Genomic DNA, 20,383 nt, shown 5'->3' with positions numbered 1-20,383 from the left:
ATTACTTTTTTTTCCTGGATTTTTTTCTTTTTTGCAATCTGTGAATAAACAATGAGAACAGTGCACCTGCTGGAATGCCAACTATGGTACCAATGCTCACATATGGCGCCAAAAAGAATCCGCCAAGCCAGAGTCCCCCGTCGGTCGTAAATTCCATAAAGGTTCTAGGCCTAAGCAAAAGCGAGACTGTTTTTGATGTGGTTTTGTCCTCGCCAGAGTCGTCAGTGTATGACACTACTACCTCAAACGGGATCTTGTGCTCTGATGTTACATCTTTTGGGTCTGTAATCACCTGGGTTCGAATGAATATAGGAGTGTCTTTTTGTATAACGGAATATGTGTATGATGTCTGCCCTCGAATGCTCACATCGGAAGGCGCAATTATCTGGACTGCAACATCTCGAATAAGTACATCCTGTGATGTTATTTCTATGTCAAATGGAAATTCAGCGTTTGGAAATATGCTTGTTGGGGTTACGGTGTTTAGCTGGATTTCCGGTGCCGCCTTGATCAAAATTGGGATTGCGATGTTTTTTTGGAATTCCGGTTGCGGTGTTTCGTTATTGGAGAGCAGCACATGCGAATACAAGCCATTCAGATAATGCGTGCCAAGCTCAGACTCCAATGTGGTGCTAAACTCTAGTGTTCCTCCAAAAGAGCCGCTCTTTGAGAGGCGCTCAATGGAAATGGTCTGGTTTTTTGCCAAAATAGACTGGCTTTGTGACTCTACTGTAAACTGGACGTTTTGTTTGTCCTCCCAGCCGTTGTTTTGAACAAATATAGAGACTGCAAAGTCGCGCCCAGCAATGACAGAGTCAGGATATTCCAGTGTAACATCCATTGCCCCATCCATTGTTTGCTTTATGGTTGCCGCGTCGACAGAAACTATAGTTCCTGCCAGCACAAGAATTCCAATTATGGCAAGAAAATGCGCAATCAAGACTATTTTAGGTTGGCCTGGTTGTGTTTTTGTCTTAGTTGTTTTTGTTTATTTGCAAATTCGTTAACTTTGTCATGCTCTTTTCCAAGCTCTTCGAAGAACTTGTTTGAGAATCCGGCCTTATCGATAGAATTGACATCCTTTTTCATAATAATGAAATCAGAGAAATCTCGAATTTAAATTAATTTGCAGGTCTTGCGGCAAGGGTCGCCGTGATTTCCAGCAACTCCCCTGCACGATTAATCTTAACTGACACCGTATCGCCCACGGATTTGTTTTCCGCTAGATATATGATAAGGTCGTCAATGTCCCGCACGACTTTTCCATCCAGTGCCACAATTACGTCACCGCCCTTTAGCTCGCGGTTTGCATTGTATGTGGCCTCTTGGATTCCGGCCTCGTCTGCCGGACCGTCTGGCACCACTGTAGTCACAAATACACCGTGATAGTTCTTTGGCAGTCCAATCAGCTTTGCAATGTCTGGCGTAAGGCTTGTTCCAGAAACACCAAGCCAGGGATGAATGTAGGTTCCTTTTTCTATCAGGACCGGAACTAGACGCTTGATAGTATTAGAAGGTACTGCAAAGCCAATTCCTGAAAACTCGCCAGTAGTAGACTGGATTGCCGTGTTTATACCGATTACTTGGCCATCCAGATTCAGCATCGGTCCGCCAGAATTGCCAGGATTGATTGCGGCATCGGTTTGGATTACACTTGGAATTGAATAACCAGCATCACGGTTTGGCAATAGCCTTCCGACCTGGCTTACTATACCAGTAGTCATGGTGTTGGATAGGCCAAATGGATTACCAATTGCGATTATTTGCTGACCTACTTCAAGTTCTGCCGAGTTTGCAAGAGGCAGTGGGTTTAGGGTTTCTTCAGAGAAATCGTCAGTTATTTGCAACACTGCAACATCGTTGAACGGATCCGTTCCAATAACCTTGGCAGAATAGATGTTTCCGTCAACGAATCTGACATCCACCTCTTGTGCGCCGGAAACTACGTGATTATTAGTAATGATGTGGCCTTGTGTGTCATAGACAAATCCAGAGCCAAGCCTTGAGGATTGGCTTTCAAGCGGCGAGCCGTTAATTATGATATTAGTGTTAACAGTAGATACCTTGGCATTTATTTGTACCACTGAATTTTCTACTTTTTTGAACAATACGGTCAGCGGGCTTTTTTGGTTTTGAGCGTCAGAGACTGCGGCATATTCTAGTTTTGGCGCACTGATTGGCTCTTGCTGGTCAAGTACAGGGGCGGTTGGCTTGGGGCTTTGCACCAGAACTGTCTTTGATTCTCCAAAGTTTGTGACAAACCCAACAGACAATGCCACTACAAGTATTCCTACTATGCAGACTAGAACTTTTTCACGGGAATTCATTTTTGCGTTTGATGTTTCCTAGTTATCATATTGCCTATAATCATTACGTAGAATTTGTTAATTTCAACCATTGAGCCAGAGGCTGGGTTTCCAGCTAATAATTCTGAGTTAACAAAGTTAATCTGCGCATAAATATTTCGGATGCAAACTTTGTGTGACGAGGACGATATTACCTAACGATAACCCTGTTGCTTCACCATTTGTCGTTCTCGTCAATTTTGATAAGTTAAATTAGAATTATTTCGGATATGCCTTGTTGGCTGGCACAAAAATAGACGGACTAGTAGTCTCTGCATCGGTACGGGAACAGGTCAAAAAGGACGCAAAAGACCTAAAATCCAATGGGATAGAGCCGTGTCTTGCAACAGTTCTCGTTGGCGACAATCCAGCATCTGCCACATATGTGAAAAACAAGCAAAAGGCATGCGCCGAAGTGGGAATTAGGACCAAGGACCACAAGCTGCCATCCACCATTACACAGGCGGAGCTAAACTCGCTAGTCGATACCCTAAACAAAGACCCAGAGGTCCACGGCATACTGGTTCAATTGCCATTGCCTCCACAGTGCAACGAATTTGAGACAACATCTAGGATTTTACCTGCAAAGGATGTGGACGGCCTAACACCACAAAATGTAGGGCTTCTTACAATGAAAAAGGCTGCACTAAAGGCATGTACGCCGTCTGGCATAATGGAGTTATTTCGGTATTATTCAATACCGTTAGAAGGAAAAAACATCGTGATCATTAATCGAAGTAATTTGGTCGGCAAGCCCCTAATTCACTTGCTGCTAGAAAAAAACGCCACAGTCACAATAGCACATTCAAAGACAAAAAACCTGGCAGATGTTTGCAAAAATGCAGACATCGTCATAACAGGTGTTGGTGATAGGACAAAGTTCACGCTGACGCCAGAGATGATAAAAGACGGCGCAATAGTAATTGATGTTGCTACCAGTAGGTTGGATGGCAAGCTAGTCGGCGATTGCGATTTTGAAAAAATAATCCAAAAGGCATCCTTTGCATCACCGGTTCCAGGTGGAGTTGGTCCGATGACTATTGCGATGCTATTAAAAAACACGATAACTGCGGCAGGTCATGGTAGAAACTAAGGAAAACCTCCGCAAGCAGTTCCTAGAAAAAAGGGATTGGCTCTCAGCGGACTGGATAGAAATCGCAAGCAAGCAAATAAGAAAAAACTTGGGCAAAATAGAGCAATACAGAAAGGCGCAGACCATTGCGTGCTATCATTCTACTGGAAGTGAGGTCAAAACGCACGAAATAATGCAAGAGATTCTCAGTCACGGCAAGACACTTGCGCTTCCTCGCGTAGAGGGGGAAAGTCTGGTTTTCTGCAAGGTAGAAAAATTCGAGGATTTGGAAAAAGGCGAATTTGGCATAATGGAGCCAAAGCAGTATTGCAAAACAGTGGACAGATTTGATCTGATCATAGTTCCTGCAGTCGCAATGACAAGGACAGGCCAAAGGCTAGGATATGGAATGGGGTTCTACGATAGATTCCTTGCCGGCAAAAAAACACCAACAATAGCACTGGCATACTCCAAGTCCATTGCAAAAAACATCCCACACGAAAATTCGGATGTCAAAATAGACATCATACTAACAGAGGATGAAATTATTCACTCAGAGAAAGGCTAGGCCTTTTTTGCCAATATCCATTCTGCAGTACTTGCTTTGCCACTGGATCTTCTGTGCAGCCAGATAGGCATTTGCAATTGCCGACTCTAGCGTTGTGCCAAGTGCTGTTACCCCAAGGACACGCCCGCCATTTGTCAGTACTTGGCCATCCTCGCGCCGTGTTCCGGCATGGAACACCATGGTGTTATTGTCATTAACAGAGTCAAGGCCCAAAATCGTTTCATTTTTTGGATAAGAATCAGGATAGCCCTTTGATGCCAGTACAACACATACTGCTGTCTGGTTTTTCCAGGTAATTTGCGGAAGCAGTCCAAGTGTACCATGGTATGACGCAAGCAGGTATTCGTACAAATCAGAGCCCATTCTCATCATTATCGGCTGGCATTCCGGGTCGCCCATTCTTGCATTATACTCCAGAACATACAGCTCGCCGTCTTTGACCATTATTCCAGCATACAAAAATCCCTTGAATGGAATTCCTTCCTTTTTCATGGCACGTATGGTTTTTTCTATTACGTTTTTTTGGATTTTTTGTGCCAACTCTTCTGTGATGACGCCTGTAGGCGAGTACGCACCCATTCCTCCCGTGTTTGGGCCCTTGTCATCATCAAAAATCCTCTTGTGGTCCTGGCTTGTAGCCATAGGTATTGCAGTTACGCCGTCACACAATGCAATGTATGACGCTTCGATTCCGTCAATTCTCTTTTCTATTACAATACTTGCGCCAGCAGAGCCAAAGGTGTTTTTGACTAGCATCTCGTCTATTGCAGTCAGCGCGTCTTGCTTTCCATCACAGACAATTACACCTTTTCCTGCCGCAAGGCCGTCCGCCTTTATGACTACAGGATAGTTCAGGGACTCTACGTATTGTCTTGCTTCTTTTGCGTCATCAAATATTCCAAATGGTGCAGTAGGTATGCCATTTCTTTGCATGAATTGCTTTGCCCAGATTTTGCTGGATTCTAGCTGTGCCGCCTCTTTTGTTGGGCCAAATATTCCAAGGTTGTTTTCTGTGAATTTATCCACAATTCCCTTGGATAGTGGCGCCTCAGGGCCTACCACAGTAAAGCAGTCATTGTTTGTTGCAAACTCGATCAGCTTGTCAATTTCTTCTGGATTGATTGGGATGTTGTTTTGTGTTCCTCCGTTTCCAGGTGCAAAGAAAACCGTGTCGACTTGTTTTGATTGCGCCAGCTTCCATCCCAGTGCGTGTTCTCTGCCACCAGAGCCGACAACCAAAACATTAACCAACAAACTCGAGCTTGTATTCTCGTATATAATCGCAGTTTCCAATCAAACCCAGCTTGCTTTATAAAATCAGATCACAGTTTGTACGATGTTGCAACTAGACAAGGAATTCAATTCCAAAAAAATCGAAGAGCAGATCCGAGAACACTTGTCTGGTCTTGATTTGCAAAAAATGCTAGACCAAACCAAAAAAGGCCAAAGCCTAGTATTCATAGAAGGTCCTCCAACTATGAACGGAATTCCCCATGCGGGACACCTTCGAGGCAGAATAATCAAGGATTTATGGTATCGCTACAACACACTGCAAGGCCACAAAATTACATTCAATGCAGGCTGGGATACTCAGGGACTGCCAGTGGAGCTGCAGGCAGAAAAAGAACTTGGAATCACAGGTGGAAAAACCGAGATCCTCAAGTCATTTGGAATTGAAAAACTGGTAGCAGAATGCAAAAAGCTGGTCCACAAGTACAACGAAAAATGGATCGAAGTAGACAAGCTCCTTGGCATGTCGTTTAACCAAGAAAACGCATACTGGACATACAAGGACGAGTTCATCGAGCGGGAATGGCAGATTCTAAAAAAGGCGCATGAAATCGGCGTACTAACAGAAGGATACAGAATCGTGGCATACTGTCCTAGCTGCCAGACAGCACTGTCTAGCCAGGAGGTAAACCAGGGATATGAAATGGTCCAAGACCCTTCATTATATTACAAAGTCAAGCTGGAATCAGAGGACGTATTTTTGATTGTCTGGACCACAATGCCGTTCACTCTGGTCACTGATGCAATGGTCGGCCTCAACCCAGAAGAGAACTATCACTATGTCAAAGTAGAAAATGAAACTTGGGTCGTAGGGGAAAAAAGACTAGAAGAATTTGCAAAAGAAGTCAAAATTGAAAATTACCAAATAATCAAAACAGTAAAGGGTGCAAGCTTTGAGGGCAAAAAGTACATCCACCCGTTATTATCAGAGATTCCAAAGCTGGACGAGCTTGCAAAAAACCCCAACTATCACATTGCAGTGTCCGAAGAATTTGTGGATCCAAGCACTGGAAGCGGTCTTGTGCACCTGGCTCCCGCAAACGGAGAGGAAGACTACAACATTGCGCAAAAAAGAAAAGTTCCGGTTTTCTCGCCAATTGACGATGAGGTCAAGTTCACGTCAGATGCCGGAAAATACGCATCAATGTTTGTGCGCGATGCGGATAGGACGATAGTGGAAGACATCAAGGCAAAAGGCGCCCTAGTTAGAATAGGTAGAATAAAGCACAAGTATCCGCTTTGCTGGCGATCCCACCACCCAATTGTGTGGCTTGCAAGGCGCGAGTTTTTCTACATGTTGGACAAGCTAGATGACAAGGCAATAGATGCAGCAGAAAAGGTAGAATACTTTTTTGATCAGCCAAAGAACCGATTCCTAGGCATAATAAAAGAAAAACACCCATGGTGTATTTCCCGTGAGAGATTCTGGGGTTGCCCCCTGCCAATATGGAACTGCAAGTGCGGACATGTAGAGCGACTGTTCTCAAGAAAAGAGATCCTAGATGTCGCAACCGACCTTCCAGACGGACCGAACTTTGAGCTGCACAGACCATGGATCGATAGAATAGGAATAAAGTGCAAAAAGTGTGGAGCCCAGATGGAGCGAGAAAAATTTGTCCTAGACACCTGGCACAATAGTGGCTCTGCCCCATATTCATCATTATCAGATCCTGAATATTCCAAGGGAATTCCAGCGCCGTTTCTAACAGAGGGAATTGACCAGACAAGAGGTTGGGCATACACATTGTTAATTGAAAACGTGATTCTCAACAACAAGCCGACACCGCCATATTCTGCCTTCTTGTTCCAGGGACATGTCCTAGACAAAAATGGAAACAAGATGAGTAAAAGCCTCGGAAATGTAATGGACGGCAAAGAATTATTATCAAAATATCCAGTGGACTTGATTAGATTCTATTTCATCTGGAAGTCAAGTCCCATTGAGCCAATCAATTTCAGCACGGATGAGCTCATGTCGCGGCCATACCAAATCCTAAACACGCTATACCACATTCACCTGTATTACAAGCAAAACAGTGAATACGACAAGTTCGACTATAACACCAACACAATATCGCAGGCAAAGCAAAAGAACCTGCTGGGCTCGCCAGACATTTGGATTTTATCCAAGCTGCAAAGACTCATCAAGTCAGTACAACAAAACAATGATTCCTGCAAATTTCACGAGTCCGCTCGCACACTGGAAGACTTTATCATAAATTCGCTAAGCCAGGTGTACATCCCAATCACAAAGGCAGAGCTGTGGGATGAGGATAATTCCAAGACAGACAGGCGATTTGCAATTTATGCAATTTTGCACAAGATTCTCAAAACACTTGATGTTCTGATCCACCCACTTTGCCCCTACACCAGTGAATACCTGTATCTTGCAGTGTTTGGCAAAGACAGCATTTTGCTGCAGAGCTGGCCTGCACAGGAAACAGATCTGATCAACGACACCATTGAAGAATCATTTGATTTGATGAAAGAGTCCGTGTCAGTATCGTCAGCTGCCAGAATGAAGGCAAGGCTCAAGCGACGATGGCCATTAACAGACGCAGTCGTTTGTGTCGCACCTGGACAAAAGCAAAAGCTGGAATCACTATCGGAGTTGTTATTGTCACAGATGAATGTAGAGTCATTTCGGACAGTAGAGCTGCAAAACAGGACAGGCCTAGAATTGATTGCTGAAATGCAAGACTTGAAGCTTCCAGTAAAACCCCTAGTGGAAATGGACAGAAAGAAGATTGGTCCCAAGGCAAAGCAACACATGGGTGCATTATTGTCTGCATTTGCAGGCACAAAGCCAGAGGAAATCGTATCAAGCCTGCTCAAATCAAGGTCCCATACATTTGATGTCGGCTCTGACAAAATTACGCTGGACATAGAAGACTTTGTGATATCATTTGATGCCCAGGACGGATATGCGTATTCTCAGCGCGACTCGCTAATTGTGTTCATAGCTACTGCCAGAAACCGCGAAATGATGGCTCGCGGACTAGTAAAGGATTTGGCAAGAAGACTGCAGACATTGCGCAAAGAGCAAGGCTACAATCCAACAGATGTTTTGAGCTGCGCCCACATTTTGGACCTGGATTCAGAGTCTCTAGAAATGGCTAAAGAAAAATCCAAGGACTTGGCTTTTTTGGTTCGGGTAAAATCAGTTGATTTTGAGTCAGCCCCGCAAACAAAAGACGACGACATTGATGGTCAAAAAATCCGAATCTGGATAGAGTAGTAAGCTAGCTTTTGGTAAATGTCTGGGGTTAAATAGCAAAATCACCATCATAGTATAATGGTAAAGCAGATCAGCCTTGATGCGTGGCAGACACAACACCTAGAGGCTCTGCTAAAAAAGGGTGCAAGCATCGTAACCAAGACAGGCACTCCGATTATTTTGTACAGGCAGACGCTGGAAGAAGAAGAGGACTCTTATGAAGAAATTGTTTGTTCGCTAACAGACAAGCACGTAGTGGAACAAGTAGTAATTTCCGGCGGTGGAATTCCACCGACATTTCGGCAACAGATGATTTACGATCTGGACGAGTTTCCGCAAAGACTGATCAGAAAAAGCAAGGACCTGTTTTTGCAAACAATAGAACTCTTGGAAGAACAGATGAACTAACCGAATATAAAGAGCCCTAAAAAAAATCCCTCCATGCGACTCTTAGAATTCCAGGCAAAGGAGCTTTTCGGCCAGTATGGAATCAAGACCCCAAAGGGAAGGTATTCTAAGAACATTGACGAGGCAAGGTCGCATGCTGCTGAGCTGGGTTATCCATTTGTCATAAAGTTCCAAGCCCCAGTAGGCGGTCGTGGAAAGGCAGGTGGAATCCAAGTAGTCAAAAACCAAGACGAGTTTGAGCTAAAGTACCCGCAAGTTGCAGGCATGACGATCAAGGGGGAAAAGGCGCGCGCCATCTTATTAGAAAAAATGGCAGAATATCAAAAGGAGATATACCTATCGCTGTTTTTGAATCGCTCAAAGCAGTGCTACACCATCATTGCGTCAGGCGAAGGAGGAGTTGAAATTGAATCAGTCAAAAACCAGACGATTCGGGAGGTCGGCCTAGGCGACGTCACACCGCAAGTAGCAGAAGAGGTAGCAAAGTCAATCGGGCTTTCAGGCAATTCCGTTGCAGACTTTGTTGACATGCTGCAAAGATTATCAAAATTAACAATAGAAAAAGAAGCAGAGCTTGCAGAGATAAATCCAGTAGCATTGCTCAAAGACGGATCATTACTGGCACTAGACGGCAAGGTGATCACTGATGATAACTCTAATTTCCGCCATCCGGAAATGGACAAGTATCAGGAAAAAACCGAACTAGAGGAGCGGGCCGAAAAGTCAGGATTTACTCTGGTGGAGCTAGAGGGAAACATTGCAGTGGTTGGAAACGGCGCAGGCCTTGTCATGTCAACACTTGACATGTTAATTGATAATGGTGGAAAGGCCGCTTGCTTTTTGGATGTAGGCGGGGGTGCGACAACAGAATCCGTATACGAAGCTCTGACATTGATTTCAAAGATGAAAAAGGTCAAAGCAATCTTGGTAAACCTGTATGGAGGAATTGTAAAGACAACAACTGTCGCATCCGCATTTATCAAGGCATATGATGATAAGCTAATTGATCTGCCAGTGTATGCAAGGCTGATGGGCGCAGAATCTGAAAAATCTAGAGAAATGCTCAAAAACACAAAAACAAAAATGTTTGATTCAGTAGAAGAGGCAATATCTGGCGTAGTGTTAGGAGTCTCAAAACATGGCTAACATTTACGAGATTTTGCGCGGAGCCAAGGATTCTTCTGGGAATTATCAGAGAATGCCAGTAATTGTACAAGGAATTACAGGAACGTTTGGCTCGCTGCACGCAAAAATGATGATGGAATACGGCACAAACATTGCAGCTGGCGTAACACCTGGCAAAGGTGGACAAAAATTCGAAGGCAAGGTACCAATATACAATTCAGTCAAAGAGGCAGTAGATGCAACGGGGGCAAAAATATCAATCTTGTTCGTCCCAGCAAAATTCTTCCTCGGTGCTGCAAAAGAGGCACTAGATGCAGGAATCAAGTTGCTAGTGGCAATACCAGAACACGTACCAATTAGAGATACAATGCAGGTCCTAGAGATTGCAAAGCAAAAAGATGCCATAGTGATTGGGCCAAACACGCCAGGGATCATGATCCCAGGCTTGATCAAAATCGGCATAATGCCTGCAAGTCCATTCAAACCAGGAAACATTGCAGTATTATCAAAAAGCGGCACATTGTTATACGAAATTTCAAATGCGCTGTCCCGCGCAGGCTATGGCCAGTCCATCACAATAGGAATTGGCGGAGACCCAGTAAACGGAACAAGGCTAATTGACGCATTTGAGATGGTAAAGGACGACCCAGACCTAAAGGGAATCGTAGTAGTAGGGGAAATAGGCGGGGATTCCGAAGAAATCTTGGCCCAGCACATAATTGATACTAACTTCAAAAAGCCAATTGTCGCATATATTGCAGGACGAAACGCCCCAAAAGAAAAAAGAATGGGCCATGCAGGTGCCATAGTCATGGGAACATACGGCTCTGCAGAATCCAAGGTTTCAATGTTTAACAAGGCAAACATTCCTGTAGGGAAAAGGCCAAACGAGGTTGCCATGTTGTTGTCAGGCAAGTTAGGATCCAAAGACTAAAAAGGACACGCCGGAGACTTTTATCAAATGCCAATCACAGACCCAGAGAAAAAAAGAATCGCCCAGGCGGCAAGGTTACACATGAAAATATGCCTGAACTGTGGCGTCAGAAATTCCATGGCAGCGTCCAGGTGCAGAAAATGCCGTGGCCAATTCCTAAGACTAAAGAATAGAACTCTGGGCGCAAAGAAATAGTCAGTACTTTACTGCTCGCAGTGTTTTGTAAGGAGTTTTTTGGTTCGTCTGATAGTATTATTCCAGTATTACCAGAAAAATATCAGATATAAGTCGCGAAAAGCTAAAAAATTATTCCGGATGCTTTTTTGCGCGAATAAACGAGAACAATAATGCTAGGCCCAGTATTCCCATGACTATGCTGAGGGACACAAGTGTTGGAATCTTTACAAATTCTGATACCAGCATCTTTATTCCAATGAACATCAAAATTGCAATAAGGCCTGGCTTGAGATAGTAGAATTTCTCCATCACGCCAGCCAGCAAAAAGTACAGGCTACGCAGGCCCAATATTGCAAAGATGTTTGATGTGATTACAATGAATGGATCAGTTGTGATTGCAAGTATTGCTGGGATCGAGTCCAGTGCAAAAAGCAAGTCGGTGAATTCTATTATTACTAGTGCGACTAGGAGCGGTGTTGCGTACTTTATTCCTTCTTTGATAACAAAGAATTTGGGCTCTTGCATGTTTAGCTCAACTGGCATTATTTTGCGCAGAGCCCGCACCGCGATGTTCTTTTCAACTTCTATCTTCTTTTCCTTTCTTTGGACAAGCATTCTGAGTGCAGTAAATATCAAAAATCCGCCAAAGAGGTAAATCATCCAGTGGAATTCCTCCAATAGGTGCGCGCCTACCAAAATGAGTGGAACCCTCATCGCTATTGCGCCAAGTATGCCCATGGAGAGAACTCTGTGCTGGAACTTGTGGGGAATGTTAAGCGATGTAAATATCAGCAAGAACACAAACATGTTGTCAACTGAAAGTGATTTTTCTAGGGCATAGCCGGTGATGAACTCGGCAAACTTTTGCTCGCCCATATCAAAGTAGATTATGCCAGAAAATATTCCTGCAAGCGAAATCCAGACTATGGTCCAGCGCAGTGCCGTTTTGAATGGAGGAACTTCCTTGTGTGCATCTTTTTTGCGGAGCTTGGAAAATACTCCTAGGTCAATTGCAAGCGATATGCCAACGAAGATGGTAAATACTGTCCACAGTATGTAAACGTCGTTCATGCGTCAATTCTGACACATTAGACACTCATAATATACATTAGTGGACTTGGATCAGGTCGATTTTCTTGATTAGATCTGCCAAAAAGATCGGCTTGCGCAAAACGCTGTGCACGCCTTGGCGGAGCAGCTTGTCTTCCTGCTCTTTTGGCAGCGTCATGGCAGAAAAGACAAAAGTCGTCTGCTTTTTCATCAGATTTTCTTTTTCCAGAGTGTCAATTACATCAAAGCCGGAAAATTCTGGCATCATTAGATCCAAAAACACTACATCGTACTTGTCATCTCGGATCGCCTGCAGGCCGACCTTGCCATCCAATGTGTAATGGTATGTGTGCCCTGCCGATTCAAAGATAAGCTTTGCAGGCTCGACGATTTCCGCATTGTCTTCTATGTGTAATATCTTCATAACATCATCCCAAAACGATACAATATAGTTTGATGTTTGTTCACATCACACACAACCAAGAAAGATGCTATTTGACTAGCTTTGCCTTTTTGGCAGTGCCAAGCTTCTGAATTATTATAGAATGCCAGCCGGTAGAATACCCTTCAAATCCTGGCGACAGTGCATGCGCAATGCAACAATTCAGGCCGCAATATTCGATGAAGATGTGGTTTTTCTTCTCCGATAGCAGGCTGGTTTTTTGATCAAAGTCAAGGCTGTCTCGGAGCATTTTGCCATCAGAGTCTGCCAGAATCAATCCAGAGTCATCCACAATACAGATTCGGGTGTTTTTCTTTTCGTCCTCAGAAATAGGAGTGTGTACAATCACCGTTTGGGCAAGCGACTCCCACTTGAAGATAACCCCCAAGACTCCAATTATTTGGCCCTTCGGGTCGCCATTTTCCCGGACTGCCGCAGAATAAATCAAGCATAAATTATTTGATACAAGGCTTGAGCGGTGGACCGACTCAAAGCCAAACTGTCCAGAATTTTTTGTATTCATTGCAGAGACAAACCATCTAGAATCAGAAACATTAAGACCGCGTGACGGAAACTTTTCTGGATTTCCATTAGATACTATATTTCCTGAAACATCGGCAATTACCAGATCATAATAAACAGTATATGCCTGCAAGATGACTCCAAGCCTTTTTGATGCGACATCGCATGCATCCTGGTTCTTTTTTGTCAATGCATCTATTACATTTGAGTCCGTTGCCCACCATCGAACATCTGCGGTTCTCTCGTAGAGATTCCTGTCTATTAGGTCAATGTTTACTAGCGCCAAATCAGTGAGTCTGTTTCCACGGAATTCCTTTGACTGTGTCTTTATCATGTTGCCCACATTGATGATTTCCTTGGTGTCTTTTCTCATATTGTCGGTGATTTTGGATGTCTCTTCAGATAGCTCACTCATGTTTGTTGCAACTATCCCAAACGGCCTGCCGTATGTTCCTGCACGGGCGGCCTCTATTGACGCATTAACTGACAAAACATGTGTCTTATGATTGACATCATCTACTTTGTCTATTGCAGAATTTAGCTTTTCTGCAATCAGATCAATAAACTCGACTACTTCCTCTAGTGTGAATTTTTTTCCCTGCTGGATTTGCGTGGTGGACATATCTTTGGATTTTACGCTACCCAACTAGAACAGCTGTGTTTACTTTTCAAACAGACATGTCATTTTATAGCAAATTTGGCACAATTACATCAAAGTAACAAAAACAGTATTGCAACACCTGCCACGGGCAGGTTGTTTTTGTTATTTACTGTCTGAAAATAAAGCAGATTTTATTTTGCCCGGATACCGTATGATGATCAGATGCACGAATAGATCTTGTGAATAATTCGCTAAAGAACACGTTGCCGGAATCGCCCAACTTGTGCTCTATTGTGACATAGTTTTTGCCTGCACGCTCGTATTTTGTAAATATGGTAGAGGGGATCTTGGAGCAAAGATTCTGCAATACGGGTATTGCTTGCAGGTTAGAATTTTTGCCCATTATGGAATTAATCTCGCCATTAATAGCACTAGCCAGTTTTTGATCCAGAATTTTTGATAAATCATACGTATCAGAATTAAACCCAGAAAAATCCTCGCCAGTTAGCAACAACTCAAATTCGGTTTTTTCTCTTGTTTTCAGGGAGCTCAAACGATGATAATGATTTTGCAAGCCCTATTAGGTACTGTGTGTGAGATTCATACGGACGAGTTTACGGTTTTGTATTTAAAGCGCCTTCATTGATTTTTGGAAAAGCATCGATGTTTTAAAGTGAGATTCCAGCTCGTCTTCTTTTTTGTCCATTACCATCTGCTTTCGTCCGCGTCTAAACGAATCATCACTGTCTCGCACGCACATAATATCACTACACCCAGTCAGTATAAGAATTTTAGATCCGAGGTAGTGTTATCACAAAGGTAGTGGGATTGTTTTTCGCCAATATGGTTCCACCGTGTTGCGCTATGATGTTTTTGCAGCTGGACAGTCCTAGGCCTGTTCCGCGCTGCTTTGTGGTAAATAAGGGCTCAAAAATGTGCGGCAGTACATTTTCTGGAATGCCAGGGCCTGAATCAGAGATCTCTATTGTGATGTGCTTTGTGTATCCGGTTATCTTGATAGATATTGTTCCCTTATCAGATATTGCCTGAATTGCGTTTAACAGAATATTTGAAAATGCAGTTCTCATCTTTTGATCGTCACAGTCTATTTTTTCGTCATTGCTTGGCACAACCACGCTAATACCATCAGGCACATCCAAATCATCGACGGACTTTTGGATTATTTCCCGCAGTGATGTGATCTTCTTCTCAAGCGGTGTAGTGCGGACAAAGTTTAGTACGTCATCTATTTGGTGAGACATGCGTTGAATTGAGTTTTCTAGCTTGTTAAAGTGCTCTTGGAGTCTTGGATCTTCTCTTGGGTATTGTAATCTGATTAGCTCTGACACATTTTTGATTACAGATAATGGATTTCGCAAGTCATGGGCAATTCTTGCAGCAAGTTCACCTATTGCAGTTAGCTTTTCCGTCTTTAGTCGTTCTTGGGTGATGACTAGTTTTCTTTCTGTTTCTAGCGAATTTTTGAATGCGTTTATCATTGATTGGAACTTTTGGCCAAGCTCGCCAATTTCGTCATTGTTTTGTGCTTGGAATTGTATATCGTAGTTTCCATTTGAGACTTGTTCTGCTGCAGTGTGTAATTGCCGTATAGGCTTTGAGATGGAGCGAGATATGAAATAGCTAAGACTTGCAGCAACTATTACTAGTATTGGGATTCCAACATAGAGAAGGATTTGCGTTTCCAGCAGGACGCCATTAATCTGGGCGGCATTGCTGTCTATTTTGGCGGTTGATTTTTCTATTAGTTGATCAAGCTCTATGCCCTTATCTTTTGAATATTGAGCCAGTGCCTGACGATAGACTTGTTTTGAATTCCAGTATTCTTCAGAGTCTAGAATTTGAATTGCATCTGCCGCCTTACCATCTCTGGCCAGATCAATTGCCTGATGCTCCAGTCTCACAAGCAACAGATTCGCCTCATGGATTCTAGAGAAAATCGACTTTTCTTTTTCAGTACCAGATGCAAGAGCATCTTGTATTGCACGGTCCAGTTTCGGCTCGGCTTCAAAATAGGCCGATGTCCATTTTTCATCAGACGTAAATGCATAGTTTCGCGCAGCCTGTGTCAATACCTCATCATAATACCTCATGGAAACTGCCAGCCCATCAAGATGTGCTGCCACTTTTAGATCATTAATGCTGGATTTGGTATCGGATTCTATGGTCAGAAGATTCTGCTCTACTTTGAGAAATCCAACTATGCCGTTTGGCACGGTAATTGCAATAATAATGAGAAACCCTAGTAAAATTTTCCTCTGTACCCGCACAGATTGAGTCTATTTGGTTTTGATTTTAAAATGCATGATAAACAAAAGTAAGCAATTTGTCAATGTAGTATTTACATTGCTAGGAACGAGGCGGTAAAATTGTGTATGAGGATAAGAAGTGATGAAGTATTATCGTCATACTTTGTTTGGCAAAATTGTTCTAGACAGACACACATCAGCCTATAATTACACATACCTACATGAATTCATGAAATTACTAGGCTCACTGAATGCAAAGCTTGTGTGTCTTTTTGTTTTGGTTGCAACCATTCCGCTGGTAACAATATCACTTGTTAGTTTTTCAATTTCTCAGGAATCCCTAGAGCAACGCTCATTTGATCAGCTAAAAACACTTGCCAATGACAGGGCAAAAACACTAGAGCAGTTGAACTCGTTTAGAATTCAACAATTAACCCAAGTAGCAAAGATGCCACAAGTAATTGACTCTATAGAATCCGGCAATACAGAATCTCTGCAAGAGATTTTTGAAAACACGAAGCAAATCACTGGCGGACAGGATGGATATCAAAACTTCAAGATAATGTCTGCAAGTGGCCAGGTAATTTATGCACAAGATTCATCATTGATTAATTCGGATTATTCTGCAAACAGGTTATTCCAAAAAGGATTAGAAAATCCACATCGCGAATATACACAAGAAGACGGAAAGAGAATTGCAATCACTGCAGTGCCAATCATTGATTCGAATAATCAAAAAATCGGTGTAATAATTGCTCAGACGGGAATTCCAATTTTGGACAAAGTTGTTCTAGACAGGGACGGCCTTGGCAATACTGGCGAGACATATATGGTAAATTTTGATAAAACGATGATCACGCCTTCAAGATTTACAGAAGGATTAGAATTCAAGCAAATTGTGGACACTCTACCAGTCCAAGAATGCATCAATAATAGCAAAGACATTTCAGCATCCATTTATCCGGATTATAGAAATGTGCCAATTTTTGGTGCATCAAAGTGTGAACCAGAATTAGGCTATGTTTTGATTGCAGAGTTTGATGTGGCAGAGATCATGATACCCATAATTTCATTGCAAAACATGTACATAATTACAGGCGGAATCGTAGTTGGCGCCGTAGGCGTATTTGCATTTTTCATATCAAGATCAATATCTCATCCAATCCACAATGCCGCACAGGTTGCAAGGAAAATAAGCGAGGGCAATCTCGGAGTAGTAGTTCCAGCCTCAAAATCCAAGGACGAAATAGGCACGCTGCTAAACTCAGAAAAACAAATGGTTGACAAGCTCAGAGGGGTCCTATCAGAAATGCAAAATGCATCCCAGTCAGTATATGCAAATGCGCAACAACTCTCCGCATCTGGAACCCAGCTAAACTCCTCAGTGCAGCAAATAGCAACCACAGTAGACCAAATTTCACGAGGATCACAAACCCAGGCGCAGCGAATTGAAAAATCAAAGCAAACTGTGGAAGAACTCACAAAATCAATGAACGAGTTGTCATCTAGTGCCAAAGAATCTGCAGAGATATCAATTCAGGTAGGCACACTATCAGAGCGTGGAGCAGAAGCTGCAGGCGAAGCAAATGAGCGCATGAACAAGATTATCGAAGTAACAAACGATTCTGCAAAAAAGGTCCACAAGTTAGCAGAAAAGACAAACGAAATCACTGCTGCACTGCAAGTGATTCGAGAAATAGCCGATCAGACAAATCTTTTGGCTCTAAATGCCGCAATAGAGGCAGCTCGTGCCGGAGAGGCAGGCCGTGGATTTGCAGTAGTCGCCGATGAAGTTCGACATTTGGCAGAAAGCTCTGCACAATCGTCTGATGAAATAGACACCAAGTTAAAACAAATTCACGAATATGCGCAAGAGGTAGTAGAAGAGATCGAGACGAGCTCAAATGAAGTAAACCAAGGCAAAATGGTAATTGATTCGTCACTAAAAACGCTGCATGAAATTGCGACAAACATCAAAAATGTCTCTGAAAATGTCAAACAATTAGCTGATTTTGCCCATGAACAAGCAAACAAAGTAGCTAGCATTTCAGCGGATGCAGTAGACATTGCAGCTGTATCCGAGGAAAATGCAGCATCTACTGAGGAAGCATCGGCTGCAGTAGAAGAACAGACTGCTCAGACACATGAAATAGCCACGGCCTCAACACAGCTGGCCGAGCTGGCATCACAGCTCCAGGCAACGCTGGCCAAATTCTCGCTAGAATCAACCCAAAATGCCGAGCCAGAGAAGAAATCTATTCTTGCCAAAATAAGCCTCAAAAAATAACTAGCGATACTCAGAGCCGCAATCCCCAATTACATCAAACAGGTCATTTGCCTGAGATGTTATTTCTTGTATTGCAGAATAATCATCAGAGTCAAGATTGAGTGAAAACGTTTGCTTGTTTTGCTCAATGTGTTGCGCTATTCCTAGTCTTGCGCCAATAATCACTCCTGCGACTTGTGGCTTGTCCAGAATGAACCTTGTTGCTACATTCGGTATTGAGGTGTGATGTTTTTTTGCTATTTTGTCCAGTGTGTGCAGTAGCTTTTGGAATAGTGTCCAGCCTCCCCATGCATCAATCATGTTGTGGTATTTTTGTAGCGAGTATGTGTTCAGATCAATTCTTGTCGGATCATCAGAACCAAGGAATCGCTCAGATAGCAATCCACCTCCCAGCGTCCCATACGCCAAAAGATGGATGTTGTGTTTTTTGCAGAATTCTTCCATTTCCATTTGGGGCCTCTGGTCAATTATGGAATATTGCACCTGGTTTGATACTATGACAAACCCCTTGTCCAGCATCATCTGCATTCGGATGGTGTCAAAGTTTGTCAGGCCGATGTGTTTTATTTTTCCCTCATCGCGGAGTGCCGTCAAGTGGTATAACGCATCAAAATACCTTGGATCGTCATAATCCCACCAGTGAAACTGGACTAGATCCAACGATGAAACATTCATGTGCAGAATCGAGTTTTTAATTGCGCGCTCCACGATGGTTCTGTTCATTGGTACAGGATTTGGAACAAACTTGGTCAGCCCAACCAAGCCACTCAAATCATGCCCGGATTTTTCCAAGTTTTGCCTAAATTTTCCAAAAAACCCTTCTGCGGGGCCGTAGATATCTGCCATGTCCCAGCTTGTCAGGCCGGCTTTGTGATACAGATCCATTTCAGATATGGCCTTTTGTGGTGTGATGTGTCCGTGGCCGCCAGATACCTGCCACATTCCGTTTATTATTCTGCAGATTTTCAGGTCCGAGCCAAGTGTTGCGGTTTCTATCATGGTTTCATTATGATTTTGCCAAAGAGATTTCCCCTTAGCATTTTTGTGTGGGCCTCTGCCGCATTATCTATTGTGTACACAGAGTCAATTACCGGCCTTATTTTTCCCTTTGATACCCAATATAGCGCATCTTCCAGCTCGGACTTGGTGGCCAAAGTAGAGCCCAAAATGTTTGTGCCCTTGAAGAAAATGTGTCTCAGATCAGTTATCACGTCATAGCCAGTAGTGGCACCTGTTGTAACAAGTGTTGCACCATACTTTAGCAGGGTTAGCTCCTTGTTCCAGTGCAAGCCTCCAATGTGCTCAAAGATCACATCAATTCCCGGAATCCCGTCCTTTGTTTTTGCAAATTCCTTGGATATTGCAAATACCTGCTTGTGCCAGTCTTCTTTTCTGTGGTCCACCGCATAGTCTGCCCCCAATTGCAAGCATTTTTCCAGCTTGTCGCCAGACGCAGTTGCAATCACAGTGCAACCATACATCTTTGCTATCTGAATTCCAAATATTCCCATGCCAGAGCCACCACCCATTACCAAGACCAGCTGTCCGGGCTTGATTTGTGCACGGCCCACAAGCATGTGCCACGCAGTCATAAGTGTCATGGAGCAGGCAGCCGCCTCCTCATACGATACACCGTCAGGTATTTTCACCGCATTTACTTCTGGCAAGTGCGTGACCTCGCAGTAGCCACCCCAGAGTGGGCCTGTCTCAAATCCCCAGACCTTGCGTTTTTTACAGTCAAACTCTCGCCCAGAGGTGCAGTTCTTGCACAGTCGGCACGACATGTTTCCATGCGAAACAATTCTGTCGCCAATCTTGATGCCAGTCACGTCATCACCTATTGCAATGACGTCGCCTGCCGCATCAGAGCCAGAGATGTGCGGTAGTGGGACTTTGAGTGGCACCCCCCTCATTCCCCAGATATCATCATAGTTCAGAGCAGCTGCTCGCACTCGAAATACAACTTCGTTTGGTTTTGGGGCGGGTTCTGGAATGTCTTTGATTTGCAAAACAGATGCATAGTCATCATTTACACAATAATTGTCATAGACTAGCGCTCTCAACTAGATTTTGTTGTC

General features: G+C 43.4%; 20 protein-coding genes. 8 read left to right on the top strand and 12 right to left on the bottom strand.

Translation table 11 applies throughout. The features are described from left to right. Position 1: 1 nt before the first annotated feature. Genes NAQ_RS01125 through NAQ_RS01120 form a run of 3 tightly spaced genes read right to left on the bottom strand, consistent with a single transcriptional unit; the run spans position 2 to position 2,327 of the window. On the bottom strand, positions 2–940 hold the full coding sequence (locus NAQ_RS01125; RefSeq protein WP_245871640.1) for a COG1361 family protein: 939 nt from the start codon (positions 938–940) through the stop codon (positions 2–4). A gap of 2 nt (positions 941–942) precedes the next feature. Continuing rightward, positions 943–1,089, bottom strand: a complete 147-nt coding sequence (locus tag NAQ_RS09955) for a hypothetical protein (RefSeq protein WP_162858552.1) — start codon at positions 1,087–1,089, stop codon at positions 943–945. 32 nt (positions 1,090–1,121) lie between these two features. Beyond that, on the bottom strand, positions 1,122–2,327 hold the full coding sequence (locus tag NAQ_RS01120) for a S1C family serine protease (RefSeq protein ID WP_100181851.1): 1,206 nt from the start codon (positions 2,325–2,327) through the stop codon (positions 1,122–1,124). 256 nt (positions 2,328–2,583) lie between these two features. On the opposite strand from NAQ_RS01120, the gene NAQ_RS01115 reads away from it, so the two are divergent. Next, positions 2,584–3,438 carry a bifunctional 5,10-methylenetetrahydrofolate dehydrogenase/5,10-methenyltetrahydrofolate cyclohydrolase gene (locus NAQ_RS01115; RefSeq protein ID WP_100181850.1) on the top strand — a complete coding sequence of 285 codons (855 nt, stop codon included), beginning with the start codon at positions 2,584–2,586 and terminating at the stop codon, positions 3,436–3,438. Next, positions 3,425–3,985, top strand: coding sequence for a 5-formyltetrahydrofolate cyclo-ligase (locus NAQ_RS01110; RefSeq protein ID WP_100181849.1), 561 nt, complete (start codon positions 3,425–3,427; stop codon positions 3,983–3,985). Before NAQ_RS01115 ends, NAQ_RS01110 begins: the two co-directional genes overlap by 14 nt. Here the strand turns inward: NAQ_RS01110 and purD are convergent. Further along, positions 3,971–5,236: a phosphoribosylamine--glycine ligase gene (purD, locus tag NAQ_RS01105; protein ID WP_100181848.1), complete on the bottom strand. Its 1,266-nt coding sequence runs from the start codon at positions 5,234–5,236 to the stop codon at positions 3,971–3,973. The two genes, NAQ_RS01110 and purD, sit on opposite strands and share 15 nt — an antisense overlap. Positions 5,237–5,321: 85 nt before the next feature. Between purD and ileS the strand changes: the two genes are divergently transcribed. From ileS to NAQ_RS01080, 5 genes are read left to right on the top strand one after another with little or no spacing between them, the layout of a single operon-like run. After that, positions 5,322–8,513 (top strand): isoleucine--tRNA ligase, encoded by a 3,192-nt coding sequence (gene ileS, locus NAQ_RS01100; RefSeq protein WP_245871639.1) that lies wholly within the window; start codon positions 5,322–5,324, stop codon positions 8,511–8,513. A gap of 57 nt (positions 8,514–8,570) precedes the next feature. Beyond that, positions 8,571–8,900, top strand: coding sequence for a hypothetical protein (locus NAQ_RS01095; protein WP_100181847.1), 330 nt, complete (start codon positions 8,571–8,573; stop codon positions 8,898–8,900). 33 nt (positions 8,901–8,933) lie between these two features. Continuing rightward, complete coding sequence (locus NAQ_RS01090; RefSeq protein ID WP_100181846.1) at positions 8,934–10,046, top strand: ATP-grasp domain-containing protein; 1,113 nt, start codon at positions 8,934–8,936, stop codon at positions 10,044–10,046. Beyond that, the gene (gene sucD / locus NAQ_RS01085; protein ID WP_100181845.1) at positions 10,039–10,959 is read left to right on the top strand and encodes a succinate--CoA ligase subunit alpha; all 921 of its coding nucleotides are present in this window, start codon (positions 10,039–10,041) and stop codon (positions 10,957–10,959) included. The genes NAQ_RS01090 and sucD overlap by 8 nt, the downstream gene beginning before the upstream one ends. A gap of 27 nt (positions 10,960–10,986) precedes the next feature. Further along, positions 10,987–11,154, top strand: coding sequence for a 50S ribosomal protein L40e (locus tag NAQ_RS01080; RefSeq protein WP_100181844.1), 168 nt, complete (start codon positions 10,987–10,989; stop codon positions 11,152–11,154). A gap of 111 nt (positions 11,155–11,265) precedes the next feature. Here NAQ_RS01080 and NAQ_RS01075 read toward each other — a convergent pair whose 3' ends face one another. From NAQ_RS01075 to NAQ_RS01055, 6 genes are all read right to left on the bottom strand, one after another. Beyond that, positions 11,266–12,207 carry a TerC family protein gene (locus NAQ_RS01075; protein WP_100181843.1) on the bottom strand — a complete coding sequence of 314 codons (942 nt, stop codon included), beginning with the start codon at positions 12,205–12,207 and terminating at the stop codon, positions 11,266–11,268. Positions 12,208–12,244: 37 nt separating this feature from the next. After that, positions 12,245–12,610 (bottom strand): response regulator, encoded by a 366-nt coding sequence (locus NAQ_RS01070; RefSeq protein WP_100181842.1) that lies wholly within the window; start codon positions 12,608–12,610, stop codon positions 12,245–12,247. 67 nt (positions 12,611–12,677) lie between these two features. Next, entirely contained in the window at positions 12,678–13,796 is a 1,119-nt protein-coding gene (locus tag NAQ_RS01065; protein WP_162858551.1) for a methyl-accepting chemotaxis protein, read from the bottom strand. Between the two features lie 121 nt (positions 13,797–13,917). After that, positions 13,918–14,304 (bottom strand): hypothetical protein, encoded by a 387-nt coding sequence (locus tag NAQ_RS01060; protein WP_100181840.1) that lies wholly within the window; start codon positions 14,302–14,304, stop codon positions 13,918–13,920. Positions 14,305–14,379: 75 nt separating this feature from the next. Then, positions 14,380–14,505 (bottom strand): hypothetical protein, encoded by a 126-nt coding sequence (locus tag NAQ_RS10365; RefSeq protein ID WP_256387156.1) that lies wholly within the window; start codon positions 14,503–14,505, stop codon positions 14,380–14,382. Between the two features lie 37 nt (positions 14,506–14,542). Then, on the bottom strand, positions 14,543–15,985 hold the full coding sequence (locus NAQ_RS01055; RefSeq protein WP_100181839.1) for a sensor histidine kinase: 1,443 nt from the start codon (positions 15,983–15,985) through the stop codon (positions 14,543–14,545). Positions 15,986–16,160: 175 nt separating this feature from the next. Here NAQ_RS01055 and NAQ_RS01050 point away from each other — a divergent pair, with 175 nt between their 5' ends. After that, the gene (locus tag NAQ_RS01050) at positions 16,161–18,305 is read left to right on the top strand and encodes a methyl-accepting chemotaxis protein (protein WP_100181838.1); all 2,145 of its coding nucleotides are present in this window, start codon (positions 16,161–16,163) and stop codon (positions 18,303–18,305) included. Here NAQ_RS01050 and NAQ_RS01045 read toward each other — a convergent pair whose 3' ends face one another. Together NAQ_RS01045 and NAQ_RS01040 are read right to left on the bottom strand one after the other, a co-directional pair. Then, a complete protein-coding gene (locus NAQ_RS01045; RefSeq protein WP_100181837.1) occupies positions 18,306–19,304 on the bottom strand; it encodes an aldo/keto reductase in 999 nt (332 codons plus the stop codon). Beyond that, positions 19,301–20,368, bottom strand: coding sequence for a zinc-binding dehydrogenase (locus tag NAQ_RS01040; RefSeq protein WP_100181836.1), 1,068 nt, complete (start codon positions 20,366–20,368; stop codon positions 19,301–19,303). The genes NAQ_RS01045 and NAQ_RS01040 overlap by 4 nt, the downstream gene beginning before the upstream one ends. Between the last annotated feature and the right edge of the window lie 15 nt (positions 20,369–20,383).

Source organism: Candidatus Nitrosotenuis aquarius (assembly GCF_002787055.1).
GTDB classification, from domain to species: Archaea; Thermoproteota; Nitrososphaeria; order Nitrososphaerales; family Nitrosopumilaceae; genus Nitrosotenuis; species Nitrosotenuis aquarius.
The sequence above is the reverse complement of the archived record's forward strand: the minus strand, read 5'-3'. Positions and strand labels throughout refer to the sequence as shown.

Excerpts from the sequence above, each read along its gene's own strand:
- sucD (WP_100181845.1), top strand. The coding sequence starts at position 10,039 with ATGGCTAACATTTACGAGATTTTGCGCGGAGCCAAGGATTCTTCTGGG.
- NAQ_RS01095 (WP_100181847.1), top strand. The coding sequence starts at position 8,571 with ATGGTAAAGCAGATCAGCCTTGATGCGTGGCAGACACAACACCTAGAG.
- NAQ_RS01110 (WP_100181849.1), top strand. The coding sequence starts at position 3,425 with ATGGTAGAAACTAAGGAAAACCTCCGCAAGCAGTTCCTAGAAAAAAGG.
- NAQ_RS01070 (WP_100181842.1), bottom strand. The coding sequence starts at position 12,610 with ATGAAGATATTACACATAGAAGACAATGCGGAAATCGTCGAGCCTGCA.
- NAQ_RS09955 (WP_162858552.1), bottom strand. The coding sequence starts at position 1,089 with ATGAAAAAGGATGTCAATTCTATCGATAAGGCCGGATTCTCAAACAAG.
- NAQ_RS01045 (WP_100181837.1), bottom strand. The coding sequence starts at position 19,304 with ATGATAGAAACCGCAACACTTGGCTCGGACCTGAAAATCTGCAGAATA.
- ileS (WP_245871639.1), top strand. The coding sequence starts at position 5,322 with ATGTTGCAACTAGACAAGGAATTCAATTCCAAAAAAATCGAAGAGCAG.
- NAQ_RS01120 (WP_100181851.1), bottom strand. The coding sequence starts at position 2,327 with ATGAATTCCCGTGAAAAAGTTCTAGTCTGCATAGTAGGAATACTTGTA.
- NAQ_RS01080 (WP_100181844.1), top strand. The coding sequence starts at position 10,987 with ATGCCAATCACAGACCCAGAGAAAAAAAGAATCGCCCAGGCGGCAAGG.
- NAQ_RS01075 (WP_100181843.1), bottom strand. The coding sequence starts at position 12,207 with ATGAACGACGTTTACATACTGTGGACAGTATTTACCATCTTCGTTGGC.
- NAQ_RS01090 (WP_100181846.1), top strand. The coding sequence starts at position 8,934 with ATGCGACTCTTAGAATTCCAGGCAAAGGAGCTTTTCGGCCAGTATGGA.
- NAQ_RS01050 (WP_100181838.1), top strand. The coding sequence starts at position 16,161 with ATGAAGTATTATCGTCATACTTTGTTTGGCAAAATTGTTCTAGACAGA.